This is a genomic window from Ancylobacter novellus DSM 506 (assembly GCF_000092925.1).
Classification (GTDB): Bacteria; Pseudomonadota; Alphaproteobacteria; order Rhizobiales; family Xanthobacteraceae; genus Ancylobacter; species Ancylobacter novellus.
In genome coordinates this window covers 3,507,125-3,529,246 of the sequence record NC_014217.1, presented here as the reverse complement: position 1 = coordinate 3,529,246, position 22,122 = coordinate 3,507,125, and the positions used below count along the sequence as shown (strand labels likewise).

The window sequence follows — 22,122 nt, the reverse complement described above, 5'->3', positions numbered from 1 at the left end:
GGCGGTGCGGGCGGCATTGGAGGATGCTAAGAGAGCGGCTGCGTTCGCGCTGTTTCCGGTGACCTGAGATGATCGACCTACCGCCCGCTCGCGTCCTTGTGCGACGGCTGACCGTGCTGCTCGCGCTCGCGATTCTGCTGGCGCCGGCGGGGCTTCATGCCCAGAGCGCCGTTCCCGCCGACCCGCCGGCCGCAGCCCAGCCCGCGCCGCAGGGCGCTCCGGAGACACCGCCGCAAGATACGCCCAGTCAGGCGCCGTCCGGCGACGACAACATGGTGGCGCCGCCGGTGGTCGACCCCAAAGGCGTCGAGACGCAGGCCATCTCCCCGATGACGGACCCGCTGAAGCGGCCGGACGGCTTCGGTGATCCGGCGGAGATGAAGCCGGTGCCGGTGCTGATGAAGAAGGCGCACGCGACCTGGGACGAGGCCTTCCCGACTATCGTCGCCACGTTGAAGGAGATCGACGCCGAGATGGCGCGGCTGAAGCTGAAGCCGGCCGGCGCTTCCTTCGTCATTTACACGACGACGGACGATCTCGGCTTCGACTTCGAGGCGGCGGTGCCCTTCGAAGGCGCGACCACCGAGAAGCCGCAGAGCGGCGTCGAGTTCTCCGCCTCGCCGGCCGGCAAGGCGCTGCGCTTCACCCATCGCGGCCCCTATGACGCGATGGACCCGACCTATGAGCAGATCGCCAACCTGCTCGACGCCAAGGACCTCGAGGCGGAGGACCTCTATGTCGAGGAATATCGCTCCGACCCGCGCACGACCTCGCCGGACGATCTGGTGATCGACATCTGGGTGCCGCTGAAGTGAAGGGCCGATCTGCGGGGCGTGCATTCGCCACGCCCGCCGCTCTGTGCTATGAGGCGCGCAAACACTGACTTTTCGATAAAGCGATGAACCTGATCGATACCACTGCGGCCGCTGCCGCCGGGGCGCGGCCCGCCGTCGAGGCGCGCCCGGATACGCGCCGCTCGCTCGCCGGGCTGGACCGCGCCGGCCTCGCCGAGGCGCTGGCCGAGATCGGCGTGAGCGAGCGCGAGCAGCGCATGCGCGTTGCCCAGCTCTGGCACTGGATTTATCTGCGCGGCGTCACCTCCTTCGACGAGATGACCAATGTCGGCAAGGGTCTGCGCGCGAAGCTCGAGGAAGCCTTCACGCTGGCGCGACCCGAGGTGGTGGTCGAGCAGGTATCGAATGACGGCACCCGCAAATGGCTGCTGCGCCTGCCGCCCGACATTGCCGGCGACAAGCCGCACGATGTCGAGATGGTCTACATCCCCGAGAGCGACCGCGGCACGCTGTGTGTCTCCTCGCAGGTCGGCTGCACGCTCAACTGCTCCTTCTGCCACACCGGCACGCAGCGCCTCGTCCGAAACCTGACGGCGGCCGAGATCGTGGCGCAGGTGATGGTCGCTCGCGACCGGCTCGGCGACTATCCCGGGCAGGAGCGCGCCGTCGGGCCGGGCCTGCCGACCGAGGGCGACCGGCTCGTCACCAACATCGTCTTCATGGGCATGGGCGAGCCGCTCTACGCGTACGACTCGGTGGCTAGGGCCATCGAGGTGCTGGCGGATGGCGAAGGCCTCGGCATCGGCAAGCGACGCATCACCGTCTCCACCTCCGGTGTGGTGCCGGAGATCGAGAAGCTCGGCCGCGAGGTCGGGCCGATGCTCGCCATTTCGCTGCACGCGGTGCGCGACGAGCTGCGCGACGTGCTGGTGCCGATCAACAAGAAGTACCCGCTGAAGGATCTGCTCGACGCCTGCCGCACCTATCCGGCGGCGTCGAACGCCAAGCGCATCACCTTCGAATATGTGATGCTGAAGGGCGTCAACGACAGCCCGGCCGACGCCAAGGCGCTGGTGCGGCTGCTCGCCGGCATCCCGGCGAAGATCAACCTGATCCCGTTCAACCCGTGGCCCGGCACCAAGTACGAGTGCTCGGACTGGGAGACCATCGAACGCTTCTCCGACATCGTGTTCCGCGCCGGCTATTCGAGCCCGGTGCGCACGCCGCGCGGGCGCGACATCCTCGCCGCCTGCGGGCAGCTGAAGAGCGAGACCGAGAAGCTCTCCGCCCGCGAGCGGCTCGCGCTGCGCGCCATGGCCGCGGCGGCGGAATAGGCGGTGGACATGGATTGGCTGCTGCGCCTCCTGCTGCGGCTGATCGTGGTGCCGCTCGGCATGGTCGCCGGCTTTGTCGCCACCATGCTGGTGGTGCTGATCGGCTATTGGCGGCTCGGCGACGTGCTCGCCGACATCTCGCCGGACCAGGCCGTCGCCACCTTCGACACGCTGGCGGTCGCGAGCTATCTGCTCATGATCGTTTCACTTTCCATGTGGGCGGTGGCGACGATCGGCATATTGTTCGCCGAGGCCTTTGCCATACGCAGCTGGATCTTCCATGTGGCGAACGGCGCCGTGTCGGCCTGGCTCGCCACCTCGGTCTTCGCGCCCTACGACCGGGCGCCTTCCGACTTCAACGGCGACCTCTACATCGTCGCGGCCGGTCTCGCCGGCGGACTGGCCTACTGGCTGGTCGCCGGCTGGAGCTCCGGCTTCTGGAAGCCCGTCGGGCGCGCGACATCGCTGCCGCCATCGGCGGCGACTACGCCCCCGCCGCCGGCCGCCACTGCCGGGTCACCGCCGCCGGCGGGTCCGCCCGCGCCCTGAGAATGGTGCGGCGCAGGCGCGGCTTGCACATATGTCGGCCATGCCTATAGTCCGCGCGCTTTTCGGCCTCGGCTTCTTTCCTGGAATGTGACATGGCGAACGACGTGAAGAAGGTGGTGCTCGCCTATTCGGGCGGTCTCGACACCTCGGTCATCCTCAAATGGCTGCAGACCACCTATGGCTGCGAGGTGGTGACCTTCACCGCCGATCTCGGCCAGGGCGAGGAGCTGGAGCCGGCGCGCCGCAAGGCCGAGCTGCTCGGGATAAAGCCGGAGAACATCTTCATCGAGGACGTGCGCGAGGAATTCGTCTCCGAATACGTCTTCCCGATGTTCCGGGCCAACGCGCTCTATGAGGGGCTGTACCTGCTCGGCACCTCCATCGCCCGTCCGCTGATCTCGAAGAAGCAGATCGAGATCGCTAGGCAGGTCGGGGCCGACGCGGTCGCCCATGGCGCCACCGGCAAGGGCAACGACCAGGTGCGCTTCGAGCTGAGCTATTACGCGCTGGAGCCGGAGATCAAGGTGATCGCCCCCTGGCGCGAATGGGAGCTGACCTCGCGCACGCGCCTTCTGGAATTCGCCGAGACTCACCAGATTCCGATCGCCAAGGACAAGCGCGGCGAGGCGCCGTTCTCCGTCGACGCCAACCTCCTGCACTCCTCCTCGGAGGGCAAGGTGCTGGAGGACCCGAACGAGGAGGCGCCGGAATATGTCTACCAGCGCACCATCTCGCCCGAGGCTGCGCCTGACAAGGCGACCTACATCACCGTCACCTTCGAGAAGGGCGACGCGGTCGCCATCGACGGCGTGCGGCTGTCTCCGGCGAGCCTGCTCACGAAGCTGAACGAGCTCGGCAAGGAGAACGGCATCGGCCGGCTCGACCTCGTCGAGAACCGCTTCGTCGGGATGAAATCGCGCGGCGTCTACGAGACCCCCGGCGGCACGATCCTGCTTCAGGCGCATCGCGGCATCGAGAGCATCACGCTCGACCGCGGCGCGGCGCATCTCAAGGACGAGATCATGCCGCGCTATGCGGAGCTGATCTATTACGGCTTCTGGTTCTCGCCCGAGCGCGAGATGCTGCAGGCGCTGATCGACAAGAGCCAGGAATTCGTCACCGGCTCGGTGCGGATCAAGCTCTACAAGGGCAATGTCGAGGTGGTCGGCCGCGAGAGCCCGTATTCGCTCTACAACCAGGACCTCGTGACCTTCGAGGAAGGCGCGGTCGCCTATGACCATCGCGACGCGGCGGGCTTCATCAAGCTGAACGCCCTGCGCTTGCGCACGCTGGCGAGCCGCCACCGGAAGATGGGCTGACAGCCGAGAAGGCGTGGATGGCCGGGTCAAGCCCGGCCATGACGTTCTTCCGAGCTACCTCACGATCAGCCGCAGCACCTCGTAGGATGCGAGATAGGCGTCGTGCGCGCTGGTGCTGAAGGGCAGCCCGGACTGTTCCAGCGACAGCGTCAGGGCGCAGGCCGTGCCATAGGCGGCCTTGTGGCCGTCGATGGGCGCGCTCAGATAGTCGTCCTCGCCGGAAATGTCGGTCCATGCCGATACACGCCGCTCCTGCATCAGGCGGCGGGTCTCCTCCTTCAGCCAGGAGGAGCGCCGCGCCAGCACGCTCTGCGGCGAGCCCAGCGTGACCACCGACAGCTTCGCGAGCTCCGCCTCGTAGGGCCAGTCGGCGAGCACGTCGATCAGGATGATCGTCCCGAAGCTGTGGCCGACGATGACGATCTCCGAATAGGCCGGCTCGCCGTCGGACGTGCGGGCCTCCGCCGCGGCGCTGAGGACGTCGGCGACCGCCTTGCGCACCCGCGCCCGGCGGCCGATGCCCTTTTCGTCCATGGCGTTGGTCAGGAGGAGGCGGACCGCCTGCGCATGGTCGACGATCACCATGATCGGCGTGATCGGCAGCAGCAGCGAGATCAGCGGCCAGATCCTCCAGCTCGCGACATAGGCGATGGGCACGGCGAGCCAGTCGGCGAGCCACGGGGCGAAGGACATGAGCTGCTTCGCCTGCGCGGTGAGGTCCGAGGCCGGGTCCAGCCATTGGCCCGCGAACGTCGCCAGCAGCGACAGATACCAGAGCACCAGTGCGCCGCCGCCGAGCAGCAGCCCGGCCGGTATCTGCCAGCTCGTGCTGGAGAAGGCGCCCCACATCGGGCTGACGAACCAGTAGCGCAGCAGGGCGAGGCCGCGGGTCATGCGCCGCAGCGGCTGCTGTTCGGCGTCCACCGGAAGCTGGTCGCCCCAATAGGCCTCGAAGATGTCGATCTCACCCGGCGCCGGCGGGTCGGTTTCGGTGCCGGTCCTGGCGGCCTTCAGCCTGACGCCGGCCGTGCCGGCGATCTTGATCTCGTCGCCGTCGCTCGCCGAGCGGCGCAGCGGGACGTCCTCGTTCAAGAGCAGGTTCTCGACCAGCGCGTCCCGCTGCTGGTTGCGCTCGCGCCGCTTGAGGCCGGGAACGAAGATGACGGCCCGGCGCCTCGCGCGACTGACGGTCGCCGGAACCGGCGCGGGCTGGACTACTGCGGGAACGTTCATGGGCGCACCGTCGCAGGATCATCTCCCGCAACGGTACCATCGCCTCGCTCCGCAGTCACGGGTTGGCGCCTACTCCAGGGGCACCTTGCGGTTGTCGCCAAGATCGGCGCGCTCGCCCTTGAGGCGCGCGGCGGCCATCTTCAGCGTGATCATGATCGAGCTGGCCGTGCCGTCCCAATATTCCGCGTCGCTTGGCAGGAAGCGCAGCACGCGGATGTTGGGATCGCCCTTGCCCTCCGGCCAGTAGGCGCGGGCGGCGTCGTTCCACAATTCGTCGACCTTGGCGCGGTCGTCGCTCACCTCGCATTCGCCCGACACCGACAGGAAGTCGTTCTTCGAGGCGTTGGCGAAGGTGAGCGCGCCCTGCGGGTCGCGCCGGAGCTCGTCGTCGGCATGGCCGCGCCGGTCGGTGAGGAACCATATGCAGCCCTCCTCGCGCGAGGGGAAGGCATGCATCGGCCGGCCGCGCAGGGTGAGCCCCTGCTTGGTCACCAGCATGCAGGTGCGGATGTCCTCCATCATCTCCCAGACATGGTCGATGGCCTCTTCGGTGGTCTTGTGGTCCATGGGGGCCTCCTTGGCGTGTGCCGTGATCTCAGGGGCAACACGGCCGGCGGAAGGCCGGTTCCCTGTTAAGCGCTCGCGAAGCACGGGCAAATCCGCTGTCCTGTCACGGTGGTGCGGTTATGCTGTACGCAGCACGCCCTAGGAGATTCCTATGCCCTGGTCGCTCACCGTCGGACATGTCTATGGCACCGCGGTCCGCATCCACGTCACCTTCCTACTGTTTCTGATCTGGATCTGGGCCGCCTATTACCAGCGGGGCGGCTCGGGGGCGGCCTGGGAGGGCGTCGCCTTCGTGGCGCTGCTGTTCCTCTGCGTGCTGCTGCACGAGTTCGGGCACATCTTCGCGGCGCGCCGCTACGGCGTGAACACGCCGGAGGTGACGCTGTGGCCCTTCGGCGGCATCGCCCGGCTGGAGCGCATTCCCGAGAAGCCGTCCGAGGAGCTGATCGTGGCGCTGGCCGGGCCGGCGGTGAACGTGGTCATCGCGCTCGTGCTGCTCATCTTCCTTGGCGGCCAGATCGGCATGGAGCACATAGAGAGCATCGAGAATCCCAACACCAGCCTGCTGGCGAAGCTTGCGGCGGCCAACATCTTCCTCGTGGTGTTCAACCTCATCCCCGCCTTCCCGATGGATGGCGGGCGGGTGCTGCGGGCCATCCTCGCCATGAATATGAGCCACGCCCAGGCGACGCAGACCGCCGCCTCGATCGGTCAGGCGCTGGCCATCGGCTTCGGCCTGCTCGGCATCTTCGGCAACCCGATGCTGATCATCATCGCCGTCTTCGTCTTCCTCGCCGCTTCCAGCGAGGCGGGGGCGGTGCAGATGAAGCAGGCGGCGCAGGGGCTGCTGGTCGAGGATGCGATGATCACCCAGTTCGAGACGCTGGGGCCGCAGGCGAGCGTCGGCGACGCCGCCGAGGCGCTGATCCGCACCACGCAGAAAGAGTTCCCCGTCGTCGACGGCGCGACGCATCTGCGCGGCGTGCTCACGCGCGACGCCATGATCCATGCCTTGCAGGCGAAGGGGCCAACCGCCTCGGTCATCGAGGCGATGGCGGAGGCGCCGACCGTGCCGGTGCGCTCGCCACTCGACCGCGCGCTCAAGCTCATCACCGAGAGCGGCGCGCCGGTGGTCGGCGTCGTCGATGCGGGCGGCAGGCTGGTCGGGCTGCTGTCGCCGGAGAATGTCGGCGAGATGATGATGCTGCGCGCCGCGCAGCCGGAAGGGCGCTTCGGCCCCTGGGCGAAGAAGCCGGCAGGGTGAGGGCTGCTCAGGGGTGAACGGCCTGGTGCGCCATCATCCCCGGCCTGATCCGGGGGATCCACACCTTGGTCGGCTTGCACCGGCCGGGCCGAGGACGTGGATGGCCGGACCAAGTCCGGGGATGACGGAACCTGAAGCCTCAGCCCACTCCGGTCACGCCGGTGAAGGCGGGCGGGTCGCTGGCGGGAAACGTCTCCTCCAGCGCCTCGTCGATCTCTTCCTCGGTCGGCGGCTCGCGCTTGTCGGCCGGAGGCGGCTCGTCGCCGGTTATGCCGCTATGCGCCGGCGGGTCGCTGGCGGGGAAGGTCTCCTCGACCGATTCGTCGACCTCGCGCTCGGTATACTCCTTCGGATCGCCGGGCTTGCCATTGGTCTCGATCATCGCGGTCGCTCCCTGCCTCTCGTTTGAAACTGGGTTGGTCGCGGGAAGGCTTCAAGGCCCGCGCCGCGCCGCGACCGGTATTTTCGCAATGGTGGAACTTTTCGTCCTGCCGCGCGTTTTCAGCCACCGTCGCGTCCTCGCGCGGGGCGCGGCGCTTGTCGCTCGTCCCGTCTTCGAGGAGGAAGGTTCATGACGCCCGATCAGGAACCCGTCCGGCTGCAATACTGGCCGCCGTCCCATGCCGTCGATGCGCCGGACCACTGGCCCGATTCCTATGAGTTCAACTCGGTGGAGGACGCCGTCGCCTTCGCCATGACCCAGTCGCCGGCGAACCGCGAGGTCGCCTGGCTGCGCACCCCGGACGGCGACATCCTCAAGCCGCCGCAGATCCGGCGCCTGTGGGAGCTGCGGCAGGATCACTGACCCGCCGACAGGCCGTGCGGCGCCGTCGTTGCCTTCGCAGGCTTTCTGAGTATAGTGCGCCGCAAAATTCACGCGGGTCCGGGTCCGTCTCGGGCCCGCTTTTTGGTGTTTCCATATGAAGCTGCGCAATATCGCCATCATCGCCCACGTCGACCACGGCAAGACCACGCTGGTCGACGAGCTGCTCAAGCAGTCCGGCTCCTACCGCGAGAACCAGCGGGTCGCCGAGCGCGTGATGGATTCGAACGACCTCGAAAAGGAGCGCGGCATCACCATCCTTGCCAAGGCCACCTCGGTGGTCTGGAAGGACACCCGCATCAACATCGTCGACACCCCCGGCCACGCCGATTTCGGCGGCGAAGTGGAGCGCATCCTCAACATGGTGGACGGCGCCATCGTGCTGGTCGACGCCGCCGAAGGCCCGATGCCGCAGACCAAGTTCGTGGTCGGCAAGGCGCTCAAGGTCGGCCTCAAGCCGATCGTCGCCATCAACAAGGTCGACCGCGCCGACGCCCGCGCGCAGGAAGTCATCAACGAGGTGTTCGACCTGTTCGCGGCGCTCGACGCCAATGACGAGCAGCTCGACTTCCCCATCCTCTACGGGTCGGGCCGCAATGGCTGGATGGCGCATTCGCCGGAAGGCCCGAGCGACGAGGGCATGGCGCCGCTGTTCGACCTCGTGCTCAAGCATGTGCCGGAGCCGACCGTCGAGGACGCCCCGTTCAAGATGATCGGCACGCTGCTCGAGGCCAATCCGTTCCTCGGCCGCATGCTCACGGGCCGCATCACCTCCGGCTCGATCAAGCCGAACCAGGCGGTGAAGGTGCTGGCGCAGGACGGCTCGCTGGTCGAGCAGGGCCGCATCTCCAAGATCCTCGCCTTCCGCGGCATCGAGCGCCAGCCGATCGAGGAGGGCGTCGCCGGCGACATCGTCGCCATTGCCGGCCTGTCCAAGGGCACGGTGGCCGACACCTTCTGCGACCTCTCGGTCGACACGCCGCTCAAGGCGCAGCCGATCGACCCGCCGACCGTGACCATGACCTTCATCGTCAACGATTCGCCGCTCGCCGGCACCGAGGGCGACAAGGTGACGAGCCGCGTCATCCGCGACCGCCTGCTGCGCGAGGCCGAGGGCAATGTCGCGCTGAAGATCGAGGAATCGACCGAGAAGGACAGCTTCTACGTCTCCGGTCGCGGCGAACTCCAGCTCGCGGTGCTGATCGAGACCATGCGCCGCGAGGGCTTCGAGATCGCCGTGTCGCGCCCGCGCGTGGTGTTCACCAAGAACGAGGCCGGCGAGACGCTGGAGCCGATCGAGGAAGTGCTGATCGACGTCGACGAGGAGTTCTCCGGTGTCGTCGTGCAGAAGATGTCCGAGCGGCGCGCCGAGATGGTGGAGATGAAGCCCTCCGGCGGCAACCGCGTGCGCCTCGTCTTCTACGCCCCGACCCGTGGGCTCATCGGCTACCAGTCGGAACTGCTGACCGACACCCGCGGTACCGCCATCATGAACCGGCTGTTCCACGAATACGCGCCCTACAAGGGCGAGATCGCCGGCCGCACCAATGGCGTTCTGATCGCCAACGAGGCGGGCGAGGCGGTGGCCTATGCGCTGTGGAACCTTGAGGATCGCGGCCCGATGATGATCGAGCCCGGCTGGAAGGTCTATCAGGGCATGCTGATCGGCATCCACACCCGCGACAACGACCTCGAGGTGAACGTCCTCAAGGGCAAGAAGCTCACCAACATCCGCACGACGTCGAAGGACGAGGCGGTGCGCCTAACCCCGCCGATCCGCATGACGCTGGAGCGCGCGCTGGCCTGGATCCAGGACGACGAGCTGGTCGAGGTGACGCCGAAGTCGATTCGTCTGCGCAAGCGTCTGCTCGATCCGAACGACCGCAAGCGCGAGGAACGGCGCAAGGAAGCCGAGGGCGTGTGAGCCGAAGCCGAGGGCGCCCGCAACTGCGGGCGTTCTGGCCTTCGACGCCTGTCCGCTCGGTTCCCCGGCGTGGCGTCCGCGCAACGCCCTGGTGGATCGAACGTGCTTTTGACGATGAAAGCCCTTGATCGAAGGGAGCGCATTTGCTCCCATTAGATCGATGAGCACGCTTCTTATCGAGACGCGCCGGGCTCGCCCGGCCGATGCCGCCGACATCGCCGAGATCCATGACTCGGCGTGGCGCACGGCCTATCGCGGTCTCATCCCCGGTGCCGAGCTGGAAAAGATGATCCAGCGGCGCGGTCCCGCCTGGTGGGAGACGGCGCTGCGGCGGGGCTCCCGGGTGGTGGTGCTCACCTTCGGCGACGCGATTGCCGGCTACGCCAATGTCGGGCGCAACCGCGCCCGCGGCCTTCCCTATGAGGGCGAGATCTACGAGCTCTATCTGCGGCCGGAATATCAGGGGCTCGGCTTCGGCCGCCGCCTGTTCACCGATGCACGCAAGGAGCTCGTCACGGCCGGCTTCGAGGGGCTGGCGGTATGGGCGCTGGCCGCCAACGAGCCAGCGCTGGGCTTCTACCGCGCCATGGGCGGCACCGGCGTCGCCCGCTCGACCGAGACCTTCGGCGAGCGCACGCTGGAGAAACTGGCCTTCGGCTGGAACGGGTGAGCCCTAGGCGGCCCGCTGTCTTCTTCGCTCTCCCACAATAAAACCTCATCCTGAGGTGCCGCCGCAGGCGGCCTCGAAGGATGGTCGCGCGGGCGCGCTCGCTGGCCGGCTTCCATGAAGCCGTCATTCCGGTCGAGCGGAGCGAGAGCCGGGATCGCGTGCCGATTGCGCCTTTAGGGGAGAGCGATCCTGGATATTGCCTGCGGCAATTCCGGGATGACGGCTAACGGGTAGGTCGATGACGGCGAGGAGGCGTCCCGCCTCACTCCCCGATCAGCGCCTGCAGCCGCGCGGCGATTTCGGCGGCGTCGCCGTTCAGCTTGAAAGCCTTCGTCCTTCCGGTGGCGCCGGAGACGAGGTCCACCCGCGAGGGGGCGATGCCGGCGGCCTTGGCGAGGAGCTTGCCCAGCGCGGCGTTTGCTTTGCCGTCCTCCGCCGCGACGGAGACGCGCGCCTTCAGCGCCGTCCGCCCGTCGCCGAGCTCCACAAACCCGTCTATGGCGTCGCGCCCGCCGCGCGGCGTCGCCCGCACGGTCACCACGAGCCCGTCGGGCGCGAGCGTCCAGGGAAGCGGTGCGCTCACGCGCCCGCCACGACCTCGAAGACGAGGTTGCGGATGAAGTAGAGCAGGATGATCAGGATGACCGGCGAGATGTCGATGCCGCCAAGATTGGGCAGGATGCGGCGGATCGGCGCCAGCACCGGCTCGGTCACCCGCCAGAGGAACTCGCCGACATTGCGGACGAACGGGTTGTGCGGGTTGACGACATTGAACGCCACCAGCCACGACAGGATGGCCGAGGCGATGAGAATCCAGACGTAGAGCGTGATGATCGTGTCGAACAGCCAGAGAAGCGAGTACATCGCGAGCCTCGGAACGGGGGCGTCGGCGCGCAACGGAAGGGTGCGCCGCCAAGATGCTTAAAGGCGCTGCCGCATTGCGGCAACCCTCATTCACATGCTCCTTGCGCGAGGGCACGAACTCGCCTTGACAGCGGGCGGGCCGCGACCGTACAAGGCGCGGCCTGACAGCCTGGGGCCGTAGCTCAGTTGGGAGAGCGCTGCAATCGCACTGCAGAGGTCAGGGGTTCAAATCCCCTCGGCTCCACCAGGCCCTCACCGAAAATTCAGAAGTTTTCCCCTCCGGCGCTGCCCGCCGAGCGGCCTGGATTTTCGCGCATGCCGGCAATTTGGCGGCACCCCGCTGGGGATCGACCTTAACCTTTTCTTAAGCCACGCTCGCAAGTTTGCCTCTGTCACACTCGTAACGACAGGAGCTTCGAGCCCGATGATCGCAAGAACTGCCCTCGCTTTCGGCCTGCTGGCCTTCGCCGCTGCCGACGCCATGGCCGCCCAGGTGGCCGAGATGGGCCAGTTCAAGGACTGGAGCGCCTATACCTACAAGGTGGACGGGAAGTCGGAGTGCTATGCCATCAGCTGGCCGAGCGCGAAGTGGCCGGCAAACCTCAACCATGGCGACGTCTCCTTCTTCGTCACGGCGACCGAGCGCAGCCCGTCGCGCACCGAGGTCAGCTTCCAGACCGGCTATGAGTTCGCCCAGGGCTCCAAGGTCATCGCCAGCATCGGCGAGGACACTTTCACCATGTTCACCGACGGCAAGGGCGCCTGGCTGCGCCGGACCGAGCGCGAGCCGGCCTTCCTGGAGGCGCTGCGCAGCGGCTCGGAAATGGCGATCAGCGCCACCTCGGCGCGCGGCAACGACACCAGCTACGTGTTCTCGCTGGACGGGGTCACCGCGGCGACGCGGCGCATCCTCTCGCGCTGCCCCTGACGCCGGCGGCGCTCACTGCGTCGCGCCGAGCGTGTCCGCCATCTCGGCGCCGCGTGCGCCCATCGGCAGCGGCGGCCCCGTGGTAGTGTCGAGCGCCGTCTGGTGCTCGATCTCGGCGTTCAGCTCGGCGCCGAGCAGGACCACTGTCACCGAGAGCCAGATCCACACCATGAAGCCGACGACGGCGCCGAGCGAGCCGTAGGTCTGCTCATAGGAGGCGAAGCGGCTCACATACCAGGAGAAGCCGACGGACGTCGCCAGCCAGAGCACGGCGGCGACCGCGCTGCCCATGCTGACCCAGCGCCATTGCGGGCGCTGGCGGCAGGGGCCGAAGCGGTAGACGACGGTGATGACGAAGGCCACTACCACGGCGAGGGCCGGCCAGCGCAGCAGCGAGATCAGCCACTCCGTGCCGCTCGGCAGATAGAGCACCTTCAGCACCAGCGGCAGCGCCACCACGGCCGCGAGCGCCACCACCGCGAAGAGGATGGCGGCGAGGGTGAAGCCGAGGGTGGTGAGGGTGAGTCTGACGAAGGAGCGCCGCTCCTCCTCCTCATAGGCGATGTTGAGCGCCTCGATCACCGCCTTGGTGCCGGCATTGGCGCTCCATAGCGCCAGGGCGAGGCTGAAGAAGGATCGCAGGCCGAGGCTGGACGGGCCGTTCGCCAGCAGGCGCGCGATCTGGTCGCGCATCACCTCGACGGCGCCCGCCGGCAGGAACCAGGAGGCCGCCTCCAGCTGGCTCTGGATGCTCGCCGGATCGAGGAACAGGCCATAGAGCGAGATGAACGCCGCCAGCGCCGGGAAGATGGCGAGCAGCGTGTAGAAGGTGACGCCGGCCGACAGGCTCAGCACGCGGTCGGCGAAGAATTCGTTGAAGGTGCGGATGAGGATGTCGCGCCAGCCGCGATAGGGGATCTGCGTCGGCGCTTCGGCGACGCGGCCGCGCCCCGGATCAAGCGCGGTGATGCCGCCGAGGCGGTGGTCCACGGGGTCATGCGCGCCATCACCAGCGACACCGGCCTCCGAATCCTGGCGGAGGGCGGGGCGGAAGGCGGAGCTGGCATACGCCCCGATTGCCGCGCCGCAGAGGGCCGCGCTCCATATGGCCCGCTTGTCGCGCGTGTCCGCCGCGGCCATGGCCCGTCCCATAGGCTCAGTAGGCGGGCGGATCGCTGGCCGGGAAGGACTCGTCGATCGCCTGATCGACCTTGTCCCAGTCCTTCGGCGGATGCTCCATTTCCTCCGGCCCGGCATTGCGGGTCGAACCGGCGGCGACGAAATCCGACACGGCCTGTTCGCGCGACCTCTGGATGGCGAGCAGGGCGGTGGCGGTGGCGGCGAGGGTCATGAGGGGAAACAGACGCAGCGACATGGTGTGCCTCCTGAAAAGGTGACAGGAGAACGCGGCTGCCGAAGCGGTGTTCCGGCTCGGCAGGAGAGAGCTGCGATCGGCGCGCCCTGTGCGCTCAGGGCCGGGTGATGATCGGCGGGGTGTTGCAGGGGGCGGTGACGCAGCCGGGCGTGTTGGGGCGGGCGGCCGGCGGCAACACCATTCCCGGGCTCCAGGTGGTCGGAGGCGGGCCGGCGCGGCGCGGCGTCGGCGTGTAGGCGCCGGGATTCCTGAGCACGGGATTGCCGGTGTTGCCGCGCTGCCCAAGACCCAGCGGGGCCCTGTTCTGCGCGAAGGCCTCGCCCGCGCCCAGCGCGAGGACAAGGCAGCTTGCGCAGAGCGCGGCGCTGGCAGTGACGGCACGTGACGGCATTCGGGACTTCTCCGTTGCCCCCGATCCTATGATCAAGGGTATGAGCCCGGCCGGTCAACCCCGCCGGAGCTTTCCGCCGGTCGCCGGCGGGGCGTTCTGAAAACCTCAGTCGCCGTTGCCGCGGCCGACGCCGACATATTTGAAGCCTCGCTCGATCAGGTCTTCCGGCGGGTAGATGTTGCGCAGGTCGACCACGATCGGGCTCTTCAGCAGCGTCTTCAGCCGGTCGAGATCGAGGGCGCGGAAGGCGTCCCATTCGGTGACGATGACGAGGCAGTCCGCCGCGTCGGCGCAGTCATAGGGGCTCGACGCGTAGTCGATGCCGTCCGGCAGCACCTTCTTCGCCTCCTCCATGCCGGCCGGGTCGTAGGCGCGCACGCGCACGCCGCGGTCGAGCAGCGACTGCACGATGTGGATCGCCGGGCTGTCGCGCATGTCGTCGGTGTTCGGCTTGAAGGTGAGGCCGAGCACGCCGACGGTCGCGCCGCGCGCCGGGACCTCCAGCGCGTCGAGCACCCGCCTTCCCATGGCGGCCTTGCGGCTGTCGTTGACCGTGGTGACGGTCTCGATGAGGCGCAGCGGCGTGCCGGCCTCCTGCGCCGTACGCATCAGCGCCAGCGTGTCCTTGGGGAAGCAGGAGCCGCCATAGCCGGGGCCGGCGTGCAGGAACTTCGGCCCGATGCGCCGGTCGAGGCCGATGCCGCGCGCCACTTCCTGCACGTCGCCGCCGACCTTCTCGCACAGGTCGGCGATCTCGTTGATGAAGGTGATCTTCATCGCGAGGAAGGCGTTGCTGGCGTATTTGATCAGCTCGGCGGTGTTGCGCTCGGTGAACATGAGCGGCGCGGCGTTGAGCGAGAGCGGGCGGTAGAGCGCCGCCATCACGTGCTGGGCGCGCTCGTCGCCGGTGCCGATGACGATGCGATCCGGCCGCTTGAAGTCCTCGATCGCCGCGCCTTCGCGCAGGAATTCCGGGTTGGAGACGACGGCGATGTCGGCGTTCGGCGCCTCCTCGCGGATGATGTGCTCGAGGTCGGTACCGGTGCCGACCGGCACGGTCGACTTGGTGACGACGACGGTGAAGCCGTCCGCCGCGCGGGCGATCTCGCGCGCCGCCGCGTGGACATAGGAGAGGTCCGCATGGCCGTCGCCGCGCCGCGAGGGCGTGCCGACGGCGATGAACACCACTTCCGCCTCACGCACGGCATGCGTCAGGTCGGTGTCGAACTGCAGCCGGCCGGCGGCGGCGTTGCGGCGCACCAGGTCGTCGAGGCCCGGCTCGAAGATCGGCATCTCGCCGGCCTTGAGGCGCTCGATCTTGGCGGCGTCCTTGTCGATGCAGGTGACCTCGTGGCCGAAGTCGGAGAAGCAGGTGCCGGAGACCAGGCCGACATAGCCCGTACCGATCATCGCAACGCGCATGGAGCACTCTCAATCCAGGCTCCCGGCTGCGATCGACACGACCGCGCTCGGGCTTCACCGCCCCTTTAGCCAATCGCGCGGCCCATTTCGAGAGGGAAGGCGCAAGGGAAGGCCACGCGGCCTCGGGCGCACGGACGCGCGAACTCGACCCATGGCAGGATTCTGTATCGGTTTCGCGACAGGCGGCGCGGCTGGCGGGCGGCCCTGCGCGGCGGCGCGCGCAGCTCACACGGCGAATTGATGACGCGACGTCAAGTCATATCAGTTAATCCTAAGTAAAATTGATATCAGATAGGCAATAGTTCCACATTAGACTAATTAAAAACAAGCAATTACAAAATGTTTAGTTGACATGATCGCCGCCGAAGGGGGATTACGCCGCAGCAAGACATTCCTTCGTCCGGTGTTTTTCGCTCATGCACTTCGGCTCCCGTTACCCTGTTCGCCGGCCTGTCGTCGCCTGGAGCGGCTTGATGCTGGCGCTGGCGCTGGTTCTTCTCGCCGCGCGGCCGGCGAGCGCCGACATCGCGCTGAAGGACGTCACCGGCCGCGAGGTGAAGATTGCCGCGCCGGCCAAGCGGCTGCTGATCGATGACGGGCGCTTCCTCATCGCGCTCTCGCTCATCCATCCCGACCCGGTGAGCGTGATCGCCGCCTGGCCGCGCGACATCAACCGCATCGGCAAGCGCACCTATGAGGCCTACAAGGCCAGGTTCCCCGCCATAGACGGCCTCGCCAAGGTGGCGAGCTCGGCTGGCGCGCTCTCGGTCGAGCAGGTGGTGGCGGCCAAGCCCGACCTCGCCGTGTTCTCGCTCGGCTCGCAGCCCTCCGACGAGGAGCGCGCCCGCATCGAGGCGGCCGGCATCCCGGTGGTGGTGATCGACTTCTTCACCCATCCGCTGACCAATCTGGAGCCGAGCCTCACGCTGCTCGGCAAGGCCACCGGACGCGAGGAGCAGGCCGCGGCCTTCCTCGCCTTCCGCCGCGCCCATCTCGACGTGGTGAAGGACAAGCTCGCCGGCCTGAAGGACAGCGAGCGTCCGCGCGTCTTCCTCGAACCCCACGCCGCCATGACCGCCGATTGCTGCAATTCTCCCGGCCGCGGCAATGTCGGCGACATCATCGAGGCGGTGGGCGGCACCAATATCGGCGCGGCGGTCATCCCGCGCGCCTTCGGCAAGCTGAACCTCGAATACGTCATCTCGCAGGACCCGCAGGTCTACATCGCCACCGGCGGCAGCCATATGGAGGGCACCGCCGGGCTGCTGATCGGGCCGGAATACAGCCCCGAGCGGGCGCGCGAGACGCTGGCGCGCGTCATCGCGCGGCCAGGCTTCGCCGGGCTGGCGGCGGTGCGCGACAAGCGCGTCCACGGCCTGTCGCACCAGATGCTGAATTCGCCGCTGGATCTCTTCACCGTCGAGATCCTGGCGAAGTGGATCCATCCCGAACGCTTTGCCGATCTCGACGTGGACAAGACCGTCGACGAAGTGAACTCCCGCTTCCTCGCCGTGCCGGTCGAGGGGCCGAACTGGATCGATCTCGACTGATGCGCGCCGGTCGCCGGGGCCGGTTCGCATTCCTCCCGCCGCTGTCATCAATGGAGACGACCATGCCGATCGAAGCGCCCGTTGCCCGGCCCCGCCCGAAGCTGCTGCGTTTAGCGCCCTTTGCCGCCACTCTTGCCGCCCTCGCCTGGGCGGCGCTCGCCGGCACCGCCGCTGCCGAGCCGCAATATGTGAAGTCCGTGAAGCCGGGCGCCGGGCTCTACGAGATCGTCTTCAGCCCCGTGATGAACCGGGTCTATGTCGCCGCCGCCGGCACCCGCGGGGCGAGCGAGACCTTCGTCTACGGGCTCGATCCGGCGACGCTGGAGACCAAGGAGACGATCGCGCTCGGTGACGATCCGGTCTTCGGCCTCGGCATCAACAACAAGACCAGGACGCTCTACGGCACCCAGACCCGCGACGGCTCGCTGGCCGTGATCGACCTGACCACCGGCAAGCCGGTGGCCAAGCTCGCCAAGGGCGAGAAGGCGCATGTGCGCGAGGTCGCGGTCGACGAGGCCAATGACCGCGCCTATGTGACGGTGCTCGGCATGCGCGACAAGCCGAGCGCGGTCTGGATCGTCGACGGCGCCAAGAAGGAGATCGTCGACAGCATCGACGACCTCGCGGGCGGCATCGCCGGCATTTCGCTCGATGCCAGGAACAACCGTCTCTTCCTCTCGGCGCTGCAGGCCAACGAGGTCGTCGTGGTCGACCTCGCCACCAAGAAGGTGACGAACCGCTTCCCGTCGGGCGGCGAGGGTTCCATCAACCTCGTCTATGACGCCTCTGGCGACCAGGTGTTCGTCGCCAATCAGGGCTCCGGCGAGGTCACGGCGCTCGATGCCAAGGACGGCTCGGTGATCAAGAAGATCCCGACCGGCGGCGGCGCGCTGAGCGTCGCCATCGATCCCGAGCGCAGCATCCTCTACGTCGCCAACCGCACCGCCGGCTTCGTCAGCCTGATCGACACCAAGACGCTGGAGCCGATCGCCAATGTGGTGACGGGCTCGATGCCGCAGACCGTCGCGGTCGATGCCGCCACCGGCAACGCCTATGTCACCAACAAGCTGAAGACCGCCGGCCGCCCGCGCCCGCCGGCGCCGCCCGCCGGGGCTGCTGCTCCCGGCGCGACGCCCGCCGCTCCGGCGCCCGCTGCCGCCGCTCCCGCCGCGACGCCCGCTGCGGCTCCGTCGGCACCGCCGGCTGGCGAGCGCGCCCGCCCGGTGCCGATGGTCGACCCCTACGGCGACAGCGTCACGCTGATCAAGCCGTGACCGCGTGACCCCGGAGCCGGTTTTCCCGATGACAGTGCCGAGCGGAGCGATGCGCATGCGTAATGCCGCGAATGAGGCGGCCGAGGCGGCGTTCGTGCCCGCCTTGCCCTTCGCGCTTGTGTCGAACCGCGAGACGCTGGTCGGCCGCGGCTGCCTGCGCCTCGTCGGGGAGGCCGGCAAGTCTTCCGGCGAATCCTCCGGCACGCGGACGCGGGCCTTCTTCGCGGAACAGGCGTCCGGTCCCCGCATCATCGTCGGCGCGCTGCCCTTCGCGGCGGGCGCGCCGGCGCATCTCTACCAGCCGGCGGAGATCGCCCGCAGCGCCGGGCGTTCGCGCCTCGCCGCGGCCTTTCCTCCGGCGCTGGTGCGCGCGGCCGTGCCGGCGCTGCAATGGCGCGTCGAGGCCGAGCCGCCGCTCGCCGCCTACCGTGTTGCGGTGGCCGAGGTGCTGGCGCGCATGGCGCGCGGCGAGGAGGGCCTGCGCAAGGTCGTCCTCTCGCGCAGCCTGCGCCTTCTCTCCGACCGGCCGATCGAGGCGAGCGCGCTACTGCGTGCGCTGGCGCAGGACGCGCACGTCACCGCCTTCTGCGTGCCGCTGGCTGGCGGACCGAGCGGCCGTGCACTGGTCGGTGCCACGCCCGAACTGCTGGTCGCCCGGCAGGGATTGGATGTCATCTCGCACCCGCTCGCCGGCTCCGCCCGGCGCCTGCCCGACGCGGGCGCTGACCGCGCGGCGGCGCAGACGCTGATGGCCTCGGACAAGGACCGCCGCGAACATGCGGAGGTCGTCACCGCCATTCTCGACCTGCTGACGCCGCACTGCGCTGCGCTCGCCCATCCCGGCGAGCCGCAACTCTCCGCCACCGCCACCATGTGGCACCTCGGCACCCGCATCGAGGGCCGGCTGCGCGACGAAGCCATGTCCGCGCTCGACCTCGCCGCCCTGCTGCACCCGACGCCGGCCGTCTGCGGCACGTCGCGCGAGGCCGCCGCCCGCACGATCGCGGAACTCGAAGGCTATGAGCGTGGCTTCTATGCCGGCGCGGCGGGCTGGGTGGACGAGGGAGGCGACGGCGCCTGGCATGTGGCGATACGCTGCGCCGAGATCGCCGGCAACGAGGCGCGGCTCTATGCCGGTGCCGGCATCGTGCCGGGTTCCGATCCGGTCGCGGAAGGCGAGGAGACCTCCGCCAAGTTCGCCGCGCTGCTCGGCGCCTTCGGTATCGACGAGGACGGCCGCGCGGCCGGGGAGCCACGGGCGTGAAGCCTCTGTCGCAGGTCTGGCCGGACGACTTCGCCGCCCGCTACCGCGCCAAGGGCTATTGGCGCGGCGAGACCTTCTCCTCCTTCCTGCGCGCCCGCGCGGCCGAGCTGCCGGACCATCTCGCCGTGGTCGGCGGTGAACACCGCTGGACCTTCGCCGAGCTCGAAGCCCGCGCGGAAAACATCGCCCGCGGCCTGCTGGTGCTGGGGTTGAACCCCGGCGACCGGGTGGTGGTGCAGCTTCCGAACATCGCCGAATTCCTCTCCGTGGTGTTCGGCCTGTTCCGCGCCCGGCTCATCCCGGTCTATGCGCTCCCCGCCCACCGCATCGTCGAAATCACCCATTTCGCCCACACCGCTGAGGCGCGCGGCTACCTCATTGCCGCCAGCCATGACGGCTTCGACTACCGCACGCTGGCGCAGGAGGTGCGCGAGCAGGTACCCGCGGTGGAGCATGTCGTGGTGGTCGGCGAAGGCGGGCCGTTCACCGCGCTCGACGCGCTGCCGGCGGGCAGGGAGATCGCGCTACCAGAGGATGCCGATCCGTCCGAGGTCGCTTTCCTGCAAATCTCGGGCGGCTCGACGGGGCTCTCCAAGCTCATCCCGCGCACGCATGACGACTATATCTACTCGTTCCGCGCCAGCGCCGAGATATGCAAGCTAACGCCCGAGAGCGTCTATCTCGCCGCGCTTCCCGTCGCTCATAATTTCCCGATGTCATCGCCCGGCGTGTTCGGCGCGCTCTATGCCGGCTCGCGCGTGGTGCTCTCGCCCTCGCCGAGCCCGGAGGTCGCCTTCCCGCTGATCGCGCGCGAGGGCGTGACCATCACCGGCCTTGTGCCGCCGCTCGCGCTGCTCTGGCTGCAGGCGGCGCCGAGCACCGCGCACGACCTCTCCTCGCTGCAGGTGCTGCAGGTCGGCGGCGCCAAGTTCCTCACCGAATCCGCCCGCCGGGTGAAGCCGGTGCTCGGCTGCACGCTCCAGCAGGTGTTCGGCATGGCCGAGGGGCTGGTGAACTACACCCGCCTGGACGACGACGAGGAGAGCATCGTCTCCACGCAGGGCCGGCCGATCAGCCCCGACGACGAGGTGCTGATCCTCGACGACGAGGGCAACCCCGTGCCCGAGGGCGAGGCCGGCAACCTGCTGACGCGCGGCCCCTACACGATCCGCGCCTATCACAATGATGACGGGGCGAATGCCCGCTCCTTCACGCCGGACGGCTTCTACCGCACCGGCGACGTGGTGAAGCGCACGCCCGACGGTTATCTCGTCGTTCAGGGGCGGGCGACCGACCACATCAACCGCGCCGGCGAGAAGATCTCGGCCGAGGAGATCGAGGATCATCTCCTCGCCCATCCCGGCGTGTTCGATGCGGCAGTGGTCTCGCTGCCGGACGAATTCCTCGGCGAGCGCTCTTGCGCCTTCGTGATCCCGCAGGGCGAGAAGCCCAAGGCGGCAGCGTTGAAGGCGTGGATGCGCACGCGCGGCCTTGCCGACTTCAAGGTGCCGGACCAGGTCGTCTTCGTCGACGCCTTCGAGACCACGGCGGTGGGCAAGGTGAGCCGCAAGGAGTTGCGCGCCAGCCTGCGCCGGCGCTTCCTCGAAGCCGCCGAGGCGGAGAAGTGAACATGACTGCCAAACTGGGCGGAAAACCCGGGCTGCCGACCGTCGCCCCCTACGATCTCCCCCGCGCGGACGAGCTGCCGAAGCCGCGCGCGCCGTGGAAGCTGGACCGCGACCGCGCCGCGCTGCTGATCCACGACATGCAGAACTATTTCCTGCGCATCTTCGACGCCGATGCCGCACCCATCGCGCCGGTCATCGCCAATATCGCGGCGCTGGCGAAAGCCGCGCGGGCGGCGGGCGTGCCGGTGTTCTACACCGCGCAGGAAGGCAATCAGGACCGCCGCGACCGCGGGCTTCAGGCCGACCTCTGGGGGCCGGGCATGAGCGCGGCGCCGGAGCATCAGCCCGTCGTCGCGCCTCTGGCGCCGGAGCCGGGCGACTTCGTGCTGGTCAAGCACCGCTACAGCGCCTTCCAGCGCTCCAATCTGGAGGCGCTGATGCGCGCGCGCGGCCGCGACCAGCTGATCATCTGCGGCGTCTATGCCCATATCGGCTGCACGCTCACCGCCGCCGACGCCTTCATGCGCGACATTGAGCCCTTCATGGCGGCGGACGCGCTGGCGGATTTCTCCCGCGCCAAGCACGACCTCGCGCTTTCCTATGCCGCCGATGTCTGCGCCGTGCCGCTGATGACGGCGGCCATATTGGAGGTGCTGTGATGGCCATCGAGCCCGGCGACATCAAGCGCATCGTCACGCCCGTGGCGCCGGTGACGCGCGAGAAGATGCGCGCGGACATCGCGAAGATGCTGCACGAGGACCCGGAAGAGATCGACGGCGAGGACAGCCTGATCGATCTCGGCCTCGATTCCATGCGAGCGATGAACCTCGTGCTGCTGTGGAGCGAGGGCGGGCTGGAGCTCGAATTCTCCGAATTCGCCGAGAACCCGACGCTGGACGGCTGGTGGGAGCTCGTGTCGCGCAAACAGGCCGCGCGGGCGGGCTGACGC

General features: G+C 68.5%; 24 protein-coding genes and 1 tRNA gene. 16 read left to right on the top strand and 9 right to left on the bottom strand.

Annotated elements, in window-relative coordinates; translation table 11 throughout:
• Nucleotides 1-68 precede the first annotated feature (68 nt).
• The 4 genes from SNOV_RS16660 (at nt 69) to SNOV_RS16645 (ending at nt 3,996) form a co-directional block, all read left to right on the top strand.
• Nucleotides 69-815, top strand: a complete 747-nt coding sequence (locus SNOV_RS16660) for a GyrI-like domain-containing protein (RefSeq protein ID WP_013168129.1) — start codon at nt 69-71, stop codon at nt 813-815.
• Between the two features lie 83 nt (nt 816-898).
• Nucleotides 899-2,128: a dual-specificity RNA methyltransferase RlmN gene (gene rlmN / locus SNOV_RS16655; protein WP_013168128.1), complete on the top strand. Its 1,230-nt coding sequence runs from the start codon at nt 899-901 to the stop codon at nt 2,126-2,128.
• 9 nt (nt 2,129-2,137) lie between these two features.
• Nucleotides 2,138-2,677 (top strand): hypothetical protein, encoded by a 540-nt coding sequence (locus SNOV_RS16650; protein WP_013168127.1) that lies wholly within the window; start codon nt 2,138-2,140, stop codon nt 2,675-2,677.
• Nucleotides 2,678-2,769: 92 nt separating this feature from the next.
• Nucleotides 2,770-3,996: an argininosuccinate synthase gene (locus SNOV_RS16645; protein ID WP_013168126.1), complete on the top strand. Its 1,227-nt coding sequence runs from the start codon at nt 2,770-2,772 to the stop codon at nt 3,994-3,996.
• Between the two features lie 54 nt (nt 3,997-4,050).
• Here SNOV_RS16645 and SNOV_RS16640 read toward each other — a convergent pair whose 3' ends face one another.
• Together SNOV_RS16640 and SNOV_RS16635 are read right to left on the bottom strand one after the other, a co-directional pair.
• Complete coding sequence (locus SNOV_RS16640) at nt 4,051-5,229, bottom strand: hypothetical protein (protein ID WP_013168125.1); 1,179 nt, start codon at nt 5,227-5,229, stop codon at nt 4,051-4,053.
• A 69-nt stretch (nt 5,230-5,298) separates the two neighbouring features.
• On the bottom strand, nt 5,299-5,796 hold the full coding sequence (locus SNOV_RS16635; protein ID WP_013168124.1) for a pyridoxamine 5'-phosphate oxidase family protein: 498 nt from the start codon (nt 5,794-5,796) through the stop codon (nt 5,299-5,301).
• Between the two features lie 151 nt (nt 5,797-5,947).
• Between SNOV_RS16635 and SNOV_RS16630 the strand changes: the two genes are divergently transcribed.
• Nucleotides 5,948-7,060 carry a site-2 protease family protein gene (locus SNOV_RS16630; protein ID WP_013168123.1) on the top strand — a complete coding sequence of 371 codons (1,113 nt, stop codon included), beginning with the start codon at nt 5,948-5,950 and terminating at the stop codon, nt 7,058-7,060.
• A 139-nt stretch (nt 7,061-7,199) separates the two neighbouring features.
• On the opposite strand, the gene SNOV_RS16625 is transcribed toward SNOV_RS16630, so the two are convergent.
• Nucleotides 7,200-7,442: a hypothetical protein gene (locus SNOV_RS16625; RefSeq protein WP_013168122.1), complete on the bottom strand. Its 243-nt coding sequence runs from the start codon at nt 7,440-7,442 to the stop codon at nt 7,200-7,202.
• A 189-nt stretch (nt 7,443-7,631) separates the two neighbouring features.
• Between SNOV_RS16625 and SNOV_RS16620 the strand changes: the two genes are divergently transcribed.
• The 3 genes from SNOV_RS16620 (at nt 7,632) to SNOV_RS16610 (ending at nt 10,477) form a co-directional block, all read left to right on the top strand.
• Nucleotides 7,632-7,865: a hypothetical protein gene (locus SNOV_RS16620; protein ID WP_013168121.1), complete on the top strand. Its 234-nt coding sequence runs from the start codon at nt 7,632-7,634 to the stop codon at nt 7,863-7,865.
• 115 nt (nt 7,866-7,980) lie between these two features.
• Nucleotides 7,981-9,807 (top strand): translational GTPase TypA, encoded by a 1,827-nt coding sequence (gene typA, locus SNOV_RS16615; protein ID WP_013168120.1) that lies wholly within the window; start codon nt 7,981-7,983, stop codon nt 9,805-9,807.
• Between the two features lie 160 nt (nt 9,808-9,967).
• The gene (locus tag SNOV_RS16610; protein ID WP_013168119.1) at nt 9,968-10,477 is read left to right on the top strand and encodes a GNAT family N-acetyltransferase; all 510 of its coding nucleotides are present in this window, start codon (nt 9,968-9,970) and stop codon (nt 10,475-10,477) included.
• 262 nt (nt 10,478-10,739) lie between these two features.
• Here SNOV_RS16610 and SNOV_RS16605 read toward each other — a convergent pair whose 3' ends face one another.
• A complete protein-coding gene (locus tag SNOV_RS16605) occupies nt 10,740-11,060 on the bottom strand; it encodes a DUF167 family protein (RefSeq protein WP_013168118.1) in 321 nt (106 codons plus the stop codon).
• Nucleotides 11,057-11,341, bottom strand: a complete 285-nt coding sequence (locus tag SNOV_RS16600; RefSeq protein WP_013168117.1) for a YggT family protein — start codon at nt 11,339-11,341, stop codon at nt 11,057-11,059. The genes SNOV_RS16605 and SNOV_RS16600 overlap by 4 nt, the downstream gene beginning before the upstream one ends.
• 171 nt (nt 11,342-11,512) lie before the next feature.
• On the opposite strand from SNOV_RS16600, the gene SNOV_RS16595 reads away from it, so the two are divergent.
• A tRNA-Ala gene (locus SNOV_RS16595) sits at nt 11,513-11,588 on the top strand.
• 177 nt (nt 11,589-11,765) lie between these two features.
• A complete protein-coding gene (locus SNOV_RS16590; protein WP_013168116.1) occupies nt 11,766-12,269 on the top strand; it encodes an invasion associated locus B family protein in 504 nt (167 codons plus the stop codon).
• Nucleotides 12,270-12,281: 12 nt separating this feature from the next.
• On the opposite strand, the gene SNOV_RS16585 is transcribed toward SNOV_RS16590, so the two are convergent.
• The 4 genes from SNOV_RS16585 to SNOV_RS16570 all read right to left on the bottom strand — a co-directional run bounded on the left by SNOV_RS16585 (nt 12,282) and on the right by SNOV_RS16570 (nt 15,457).
• Nucleotides 12,282-13,409, bottom strand: coding sequence for a YihY/virulence factor BrkB family protein (locus SNOV_RS16585; RefSeq protein WP_013168115.1), 1,128 nt, complete (start codon nt 13,407-13,409; stop codon nt 12,282-12,284).
• Nucleotides 13,410-13,425: 16 nt separating this feature from the next.
• Nucleotides 13,426-13,644, bottom strand: a complete 219-nt coding sequence (locus SNOV_RS16580) for a hypothetical protein (RefSeq protein ID WP_013168114.1) — start codon at nt 13,642-13,644, stop codon at nt 13,426-13,428.
• Between the two features lie 94 nt (nt 13,645-13,738).
• Nucleotides 13,739-14,035 (bottom strand): hypothetical protein, encoded by a 297-nt coding sequence (locus SNOV_RS16575; protein ID WP_013168113.1) that lies wholly within the window; start codon nt 14,033-14,035, stop codon nt 13,739-13,741.
• Nucleotides 14,036-14,140: 105 nt separating this feature from the next.
• Nucleotides 14,141-15,457 carry a UDP-glucose dehydrogenase family protein gene (locus SNOV_RS16570; protein ID WP_013168112.1) on the bottom strand — a complete coding sequence of 439 codons (1,317 nt, stop codon included), beginning with the start codon at nt 15,455-15,457 and terminating at the stop codon, nt 14,141-14,143.
• A gap of 473 nt (nt 15,458-15,930) precedes the next feature.
• On the opposite strand from SNOV_RS16570, the gene SNOV_RS16565 reads away from it, so the two are divergent.
• The 6 genes from SNOV_RS16565 to SNOV_RS16540 all read left to right on the top strand — a co-directional run bounded on the left by SNOV_RS16565 (nt 15,931) and on the right by SNOV_RS16540 (nt 22,119).
• A complete protein-coding gene (locus tag SNOV_RS16565) occupies nt 15,931-17,007 on the top strand; it encodes an ABC transporter substrate-binding protein (protein ID WP_013168111.1) in 1,077 nt (358 codons plus the stop codon).
• A gap of 62 nt (nt 17,008-17,069) precedes the next feature.
• On the top strand, nt 17,070-18,281 hold the full coding sequence (locus tag SNOV_RS16560; protein ID WP_013168110.1) for a YncE family protein: 1,212 nt from the start codon (nt 17,070-17,072) through the stop codon (nt 18,279-18,281).
• A 55-nt stretch (nt 18,282-18,336) separates the two neighbouring features.
• Nucleotides 18,337-19,545, top strand: a complete 1,209-nt coding sequence (locus SNOV_RS16555; RefSeq protein ID WP_013168109.1) for an isochorismate synthase — start codon at nt 18,337-18,339, stop codon at nt 19,543-19,545.
• Entirely contained in the window at nt 19,542-21,173 is a 1,632-nt protein-coding gene (locus SNOV_RS16550; protein ID WP_013168108.1) for a (2,3-dihydroxybenzoyl)adenylate synthase, read from the top strand. The genes SNOV_RS16555 and SNOV_RS16550 overlap by 4 nt, the downstream gene beginning before the upstream one ends.
• Before the next feature lie 2 nt (nt 21,174-21,175).
• Nucleotides 21,176-21,832 (top strand): isochorismatase family protein, encoded by a 657-nt coding sequence (locus SNOV_RS16545; protein WP_013168107.1) that lies wholly within the window; start codon nt 21,176-21,178, stop codon nt 21,830-21,832.
• A complete protein-coding gene (locus SNOV_RS16540; protein WP_013168106.1) occupies nt 21,832-22,119 on the top strand; it encodes a phosphopantetheine-binding protein in 288 nt (95 codons plus the stop codon). The genes SNOV_RS16545 and SNOV_RS16540 overlap by 1 nt, the downstream gene beginning before the upstream one ends.
• Nucleotides 22,120-22,122: the final 3 nt, after the last annotated feature.

Coding starts and splice junctions, on each gene's coding strand:
- typA (WP_013168120.1), top strand. CDS start 7,981: ATGAAGCTGCGCAATATCGCCATCATCGCCCACGTCGACCACGGCAAG.
- SNOV_RS16660 (WP_013168129.1), top strand. CDS start 69: ATGATCGACCTACCGCCCGCTCGCGTCCTTGTGCGACGGCTGACCGTG.
- SNOV_RS16600 (WP_013168117.1), bottom strand. CDS start 11,341: ATGTACTCGCTTCTCTGGCTGTTCGACACGATCATCACGCTCTACGTC.
- SNOV_RS16645 (WP_013168126.1), top strand. CDS start 2,770: ATGGCGAACGACGTGAAGAAGGTGGTGCTCGCCTATTCGGGCGGTCTC.
- SNOV_RS16540 (WP_013168106.1), top strand. CDS start 21,832: ATGGCCATCGAGCCCGGCGACATCAAGCGCATCGTCACGCCCGTGGCG.
- SNOV_RS16585 (WP_013168115.1), bottom strand. CDS start 13,409: ATGGCCGCGGCGGACACGCGCGACAAGCGGGCCATATGGAGCGCGGCC.
- SNOV_RS16565 (WP_013168111.1), top strand. CDS start 15,931: ATGCTGGCGCTGGCGCTGGTTCTTCTCGCCGCGCGGCCGGCGAGCGCC.
- SNOV_RS16555 (WP_013168109.1), top strand. CDS start 18,337: ATGCGTAATGCCGCGAATGAGGCGGCCGAGGCGGCGTTCGTGCCCGCC.
- SNOV_RS16620 (WP_013168121.1), top strand. CDS start 7,632: ATGACGCCCGATCAGGAACCCGTCCGGCTGCAATACTGGCCGCCGTCC.
- SNOV_RS16590 (WP_013168116.1), top strand. CDS start 11,766: ATGATCGCAAGAACTGCCCTCGCTTTCGGCCTGCTGGCCTTCGCCGCT.
- SNOV_RS16575 (WP_013168113.1), bottom strand. CDS start 14,035: ATGCCGTCACGTGCCGTCACTGCCAGCGCCGCGCTCTGCGCAAGCTGC.
- SNOV_RS16570 (WP_013168112.1), bottom strand. CDS start 15,457: ATGCGCGTTGCGATGATCGGTACGGGCTATGTCGGCCTGGTCTCCGGC.
- SNOV_RS16650 (WP_013168127.1), top strand. CDS start 2,138: ATGGATTGGCTGCTGCGCCTCCTGCTGCGGCTGATCGTGGTGCCGCTC.
- SNOV_RS16625 (WP_013168122.1), bottom strand. CDS start 7,442: ATGATCGAGACCAATGGCAAGCCCGGCGATCCGAAGGAGTATACCGAG.
- SNOV_RS16610 (WP_013168119.1), top strand. CDS start 9,968: ATGAGCACGCTTCTTATCGAGACGCGCCGGGCTCGCCCGGCCGATGCC.
- SNOV_RS16640 (WP_013168125.1), bottom strand. CDS start 5,229: ATGAACGTTCCCGCAGTAGTCCAGCCCGCGCCGGTTCCGGCGACCGTC.
- SNOV_RS16580 (WP_013168114.1), bottom strand. CDS start 13,644: ATGTCGCTGCGTCTGTTTCCCCTCATGACCCTCGCCGCCACCGCCACC.
- SNOV_RS16630 (WP_013168123.1), top strand. CDS start 5,948: ATGCCCTGGTCGCTCACCGTCGGACATGTCTATGGCACCGCGGTCCGC.
- SNOV_RS16560 (WP_013168110.1), top strand. CDS start 17,070: ATGCCGATCGAAGCGCCCGTTGCCCGGCCCCGCCCGAAGCTGCTGCGT.
- rlmN (WP_013168128.1), top strand. CDS start 899: ATGAACCTGATCGATACCACTGCGGCCGCTGCCGCCGGGGCGCGGCCC.
- SNOV_RS16545 (WP_013168107.1), top strand. CDS start 21,176: ATGACTGCCAAACTGGGCGGAAAACCCGGGCTGCCGACCGTCGCCCCC.
- SNOV_RS16635 (WP_013168124.1), bottom strand. CDS start 5,796: ATGGACCACAAGACCACCGAAGAGGCCATCGACCATGTCTGGGAGATG.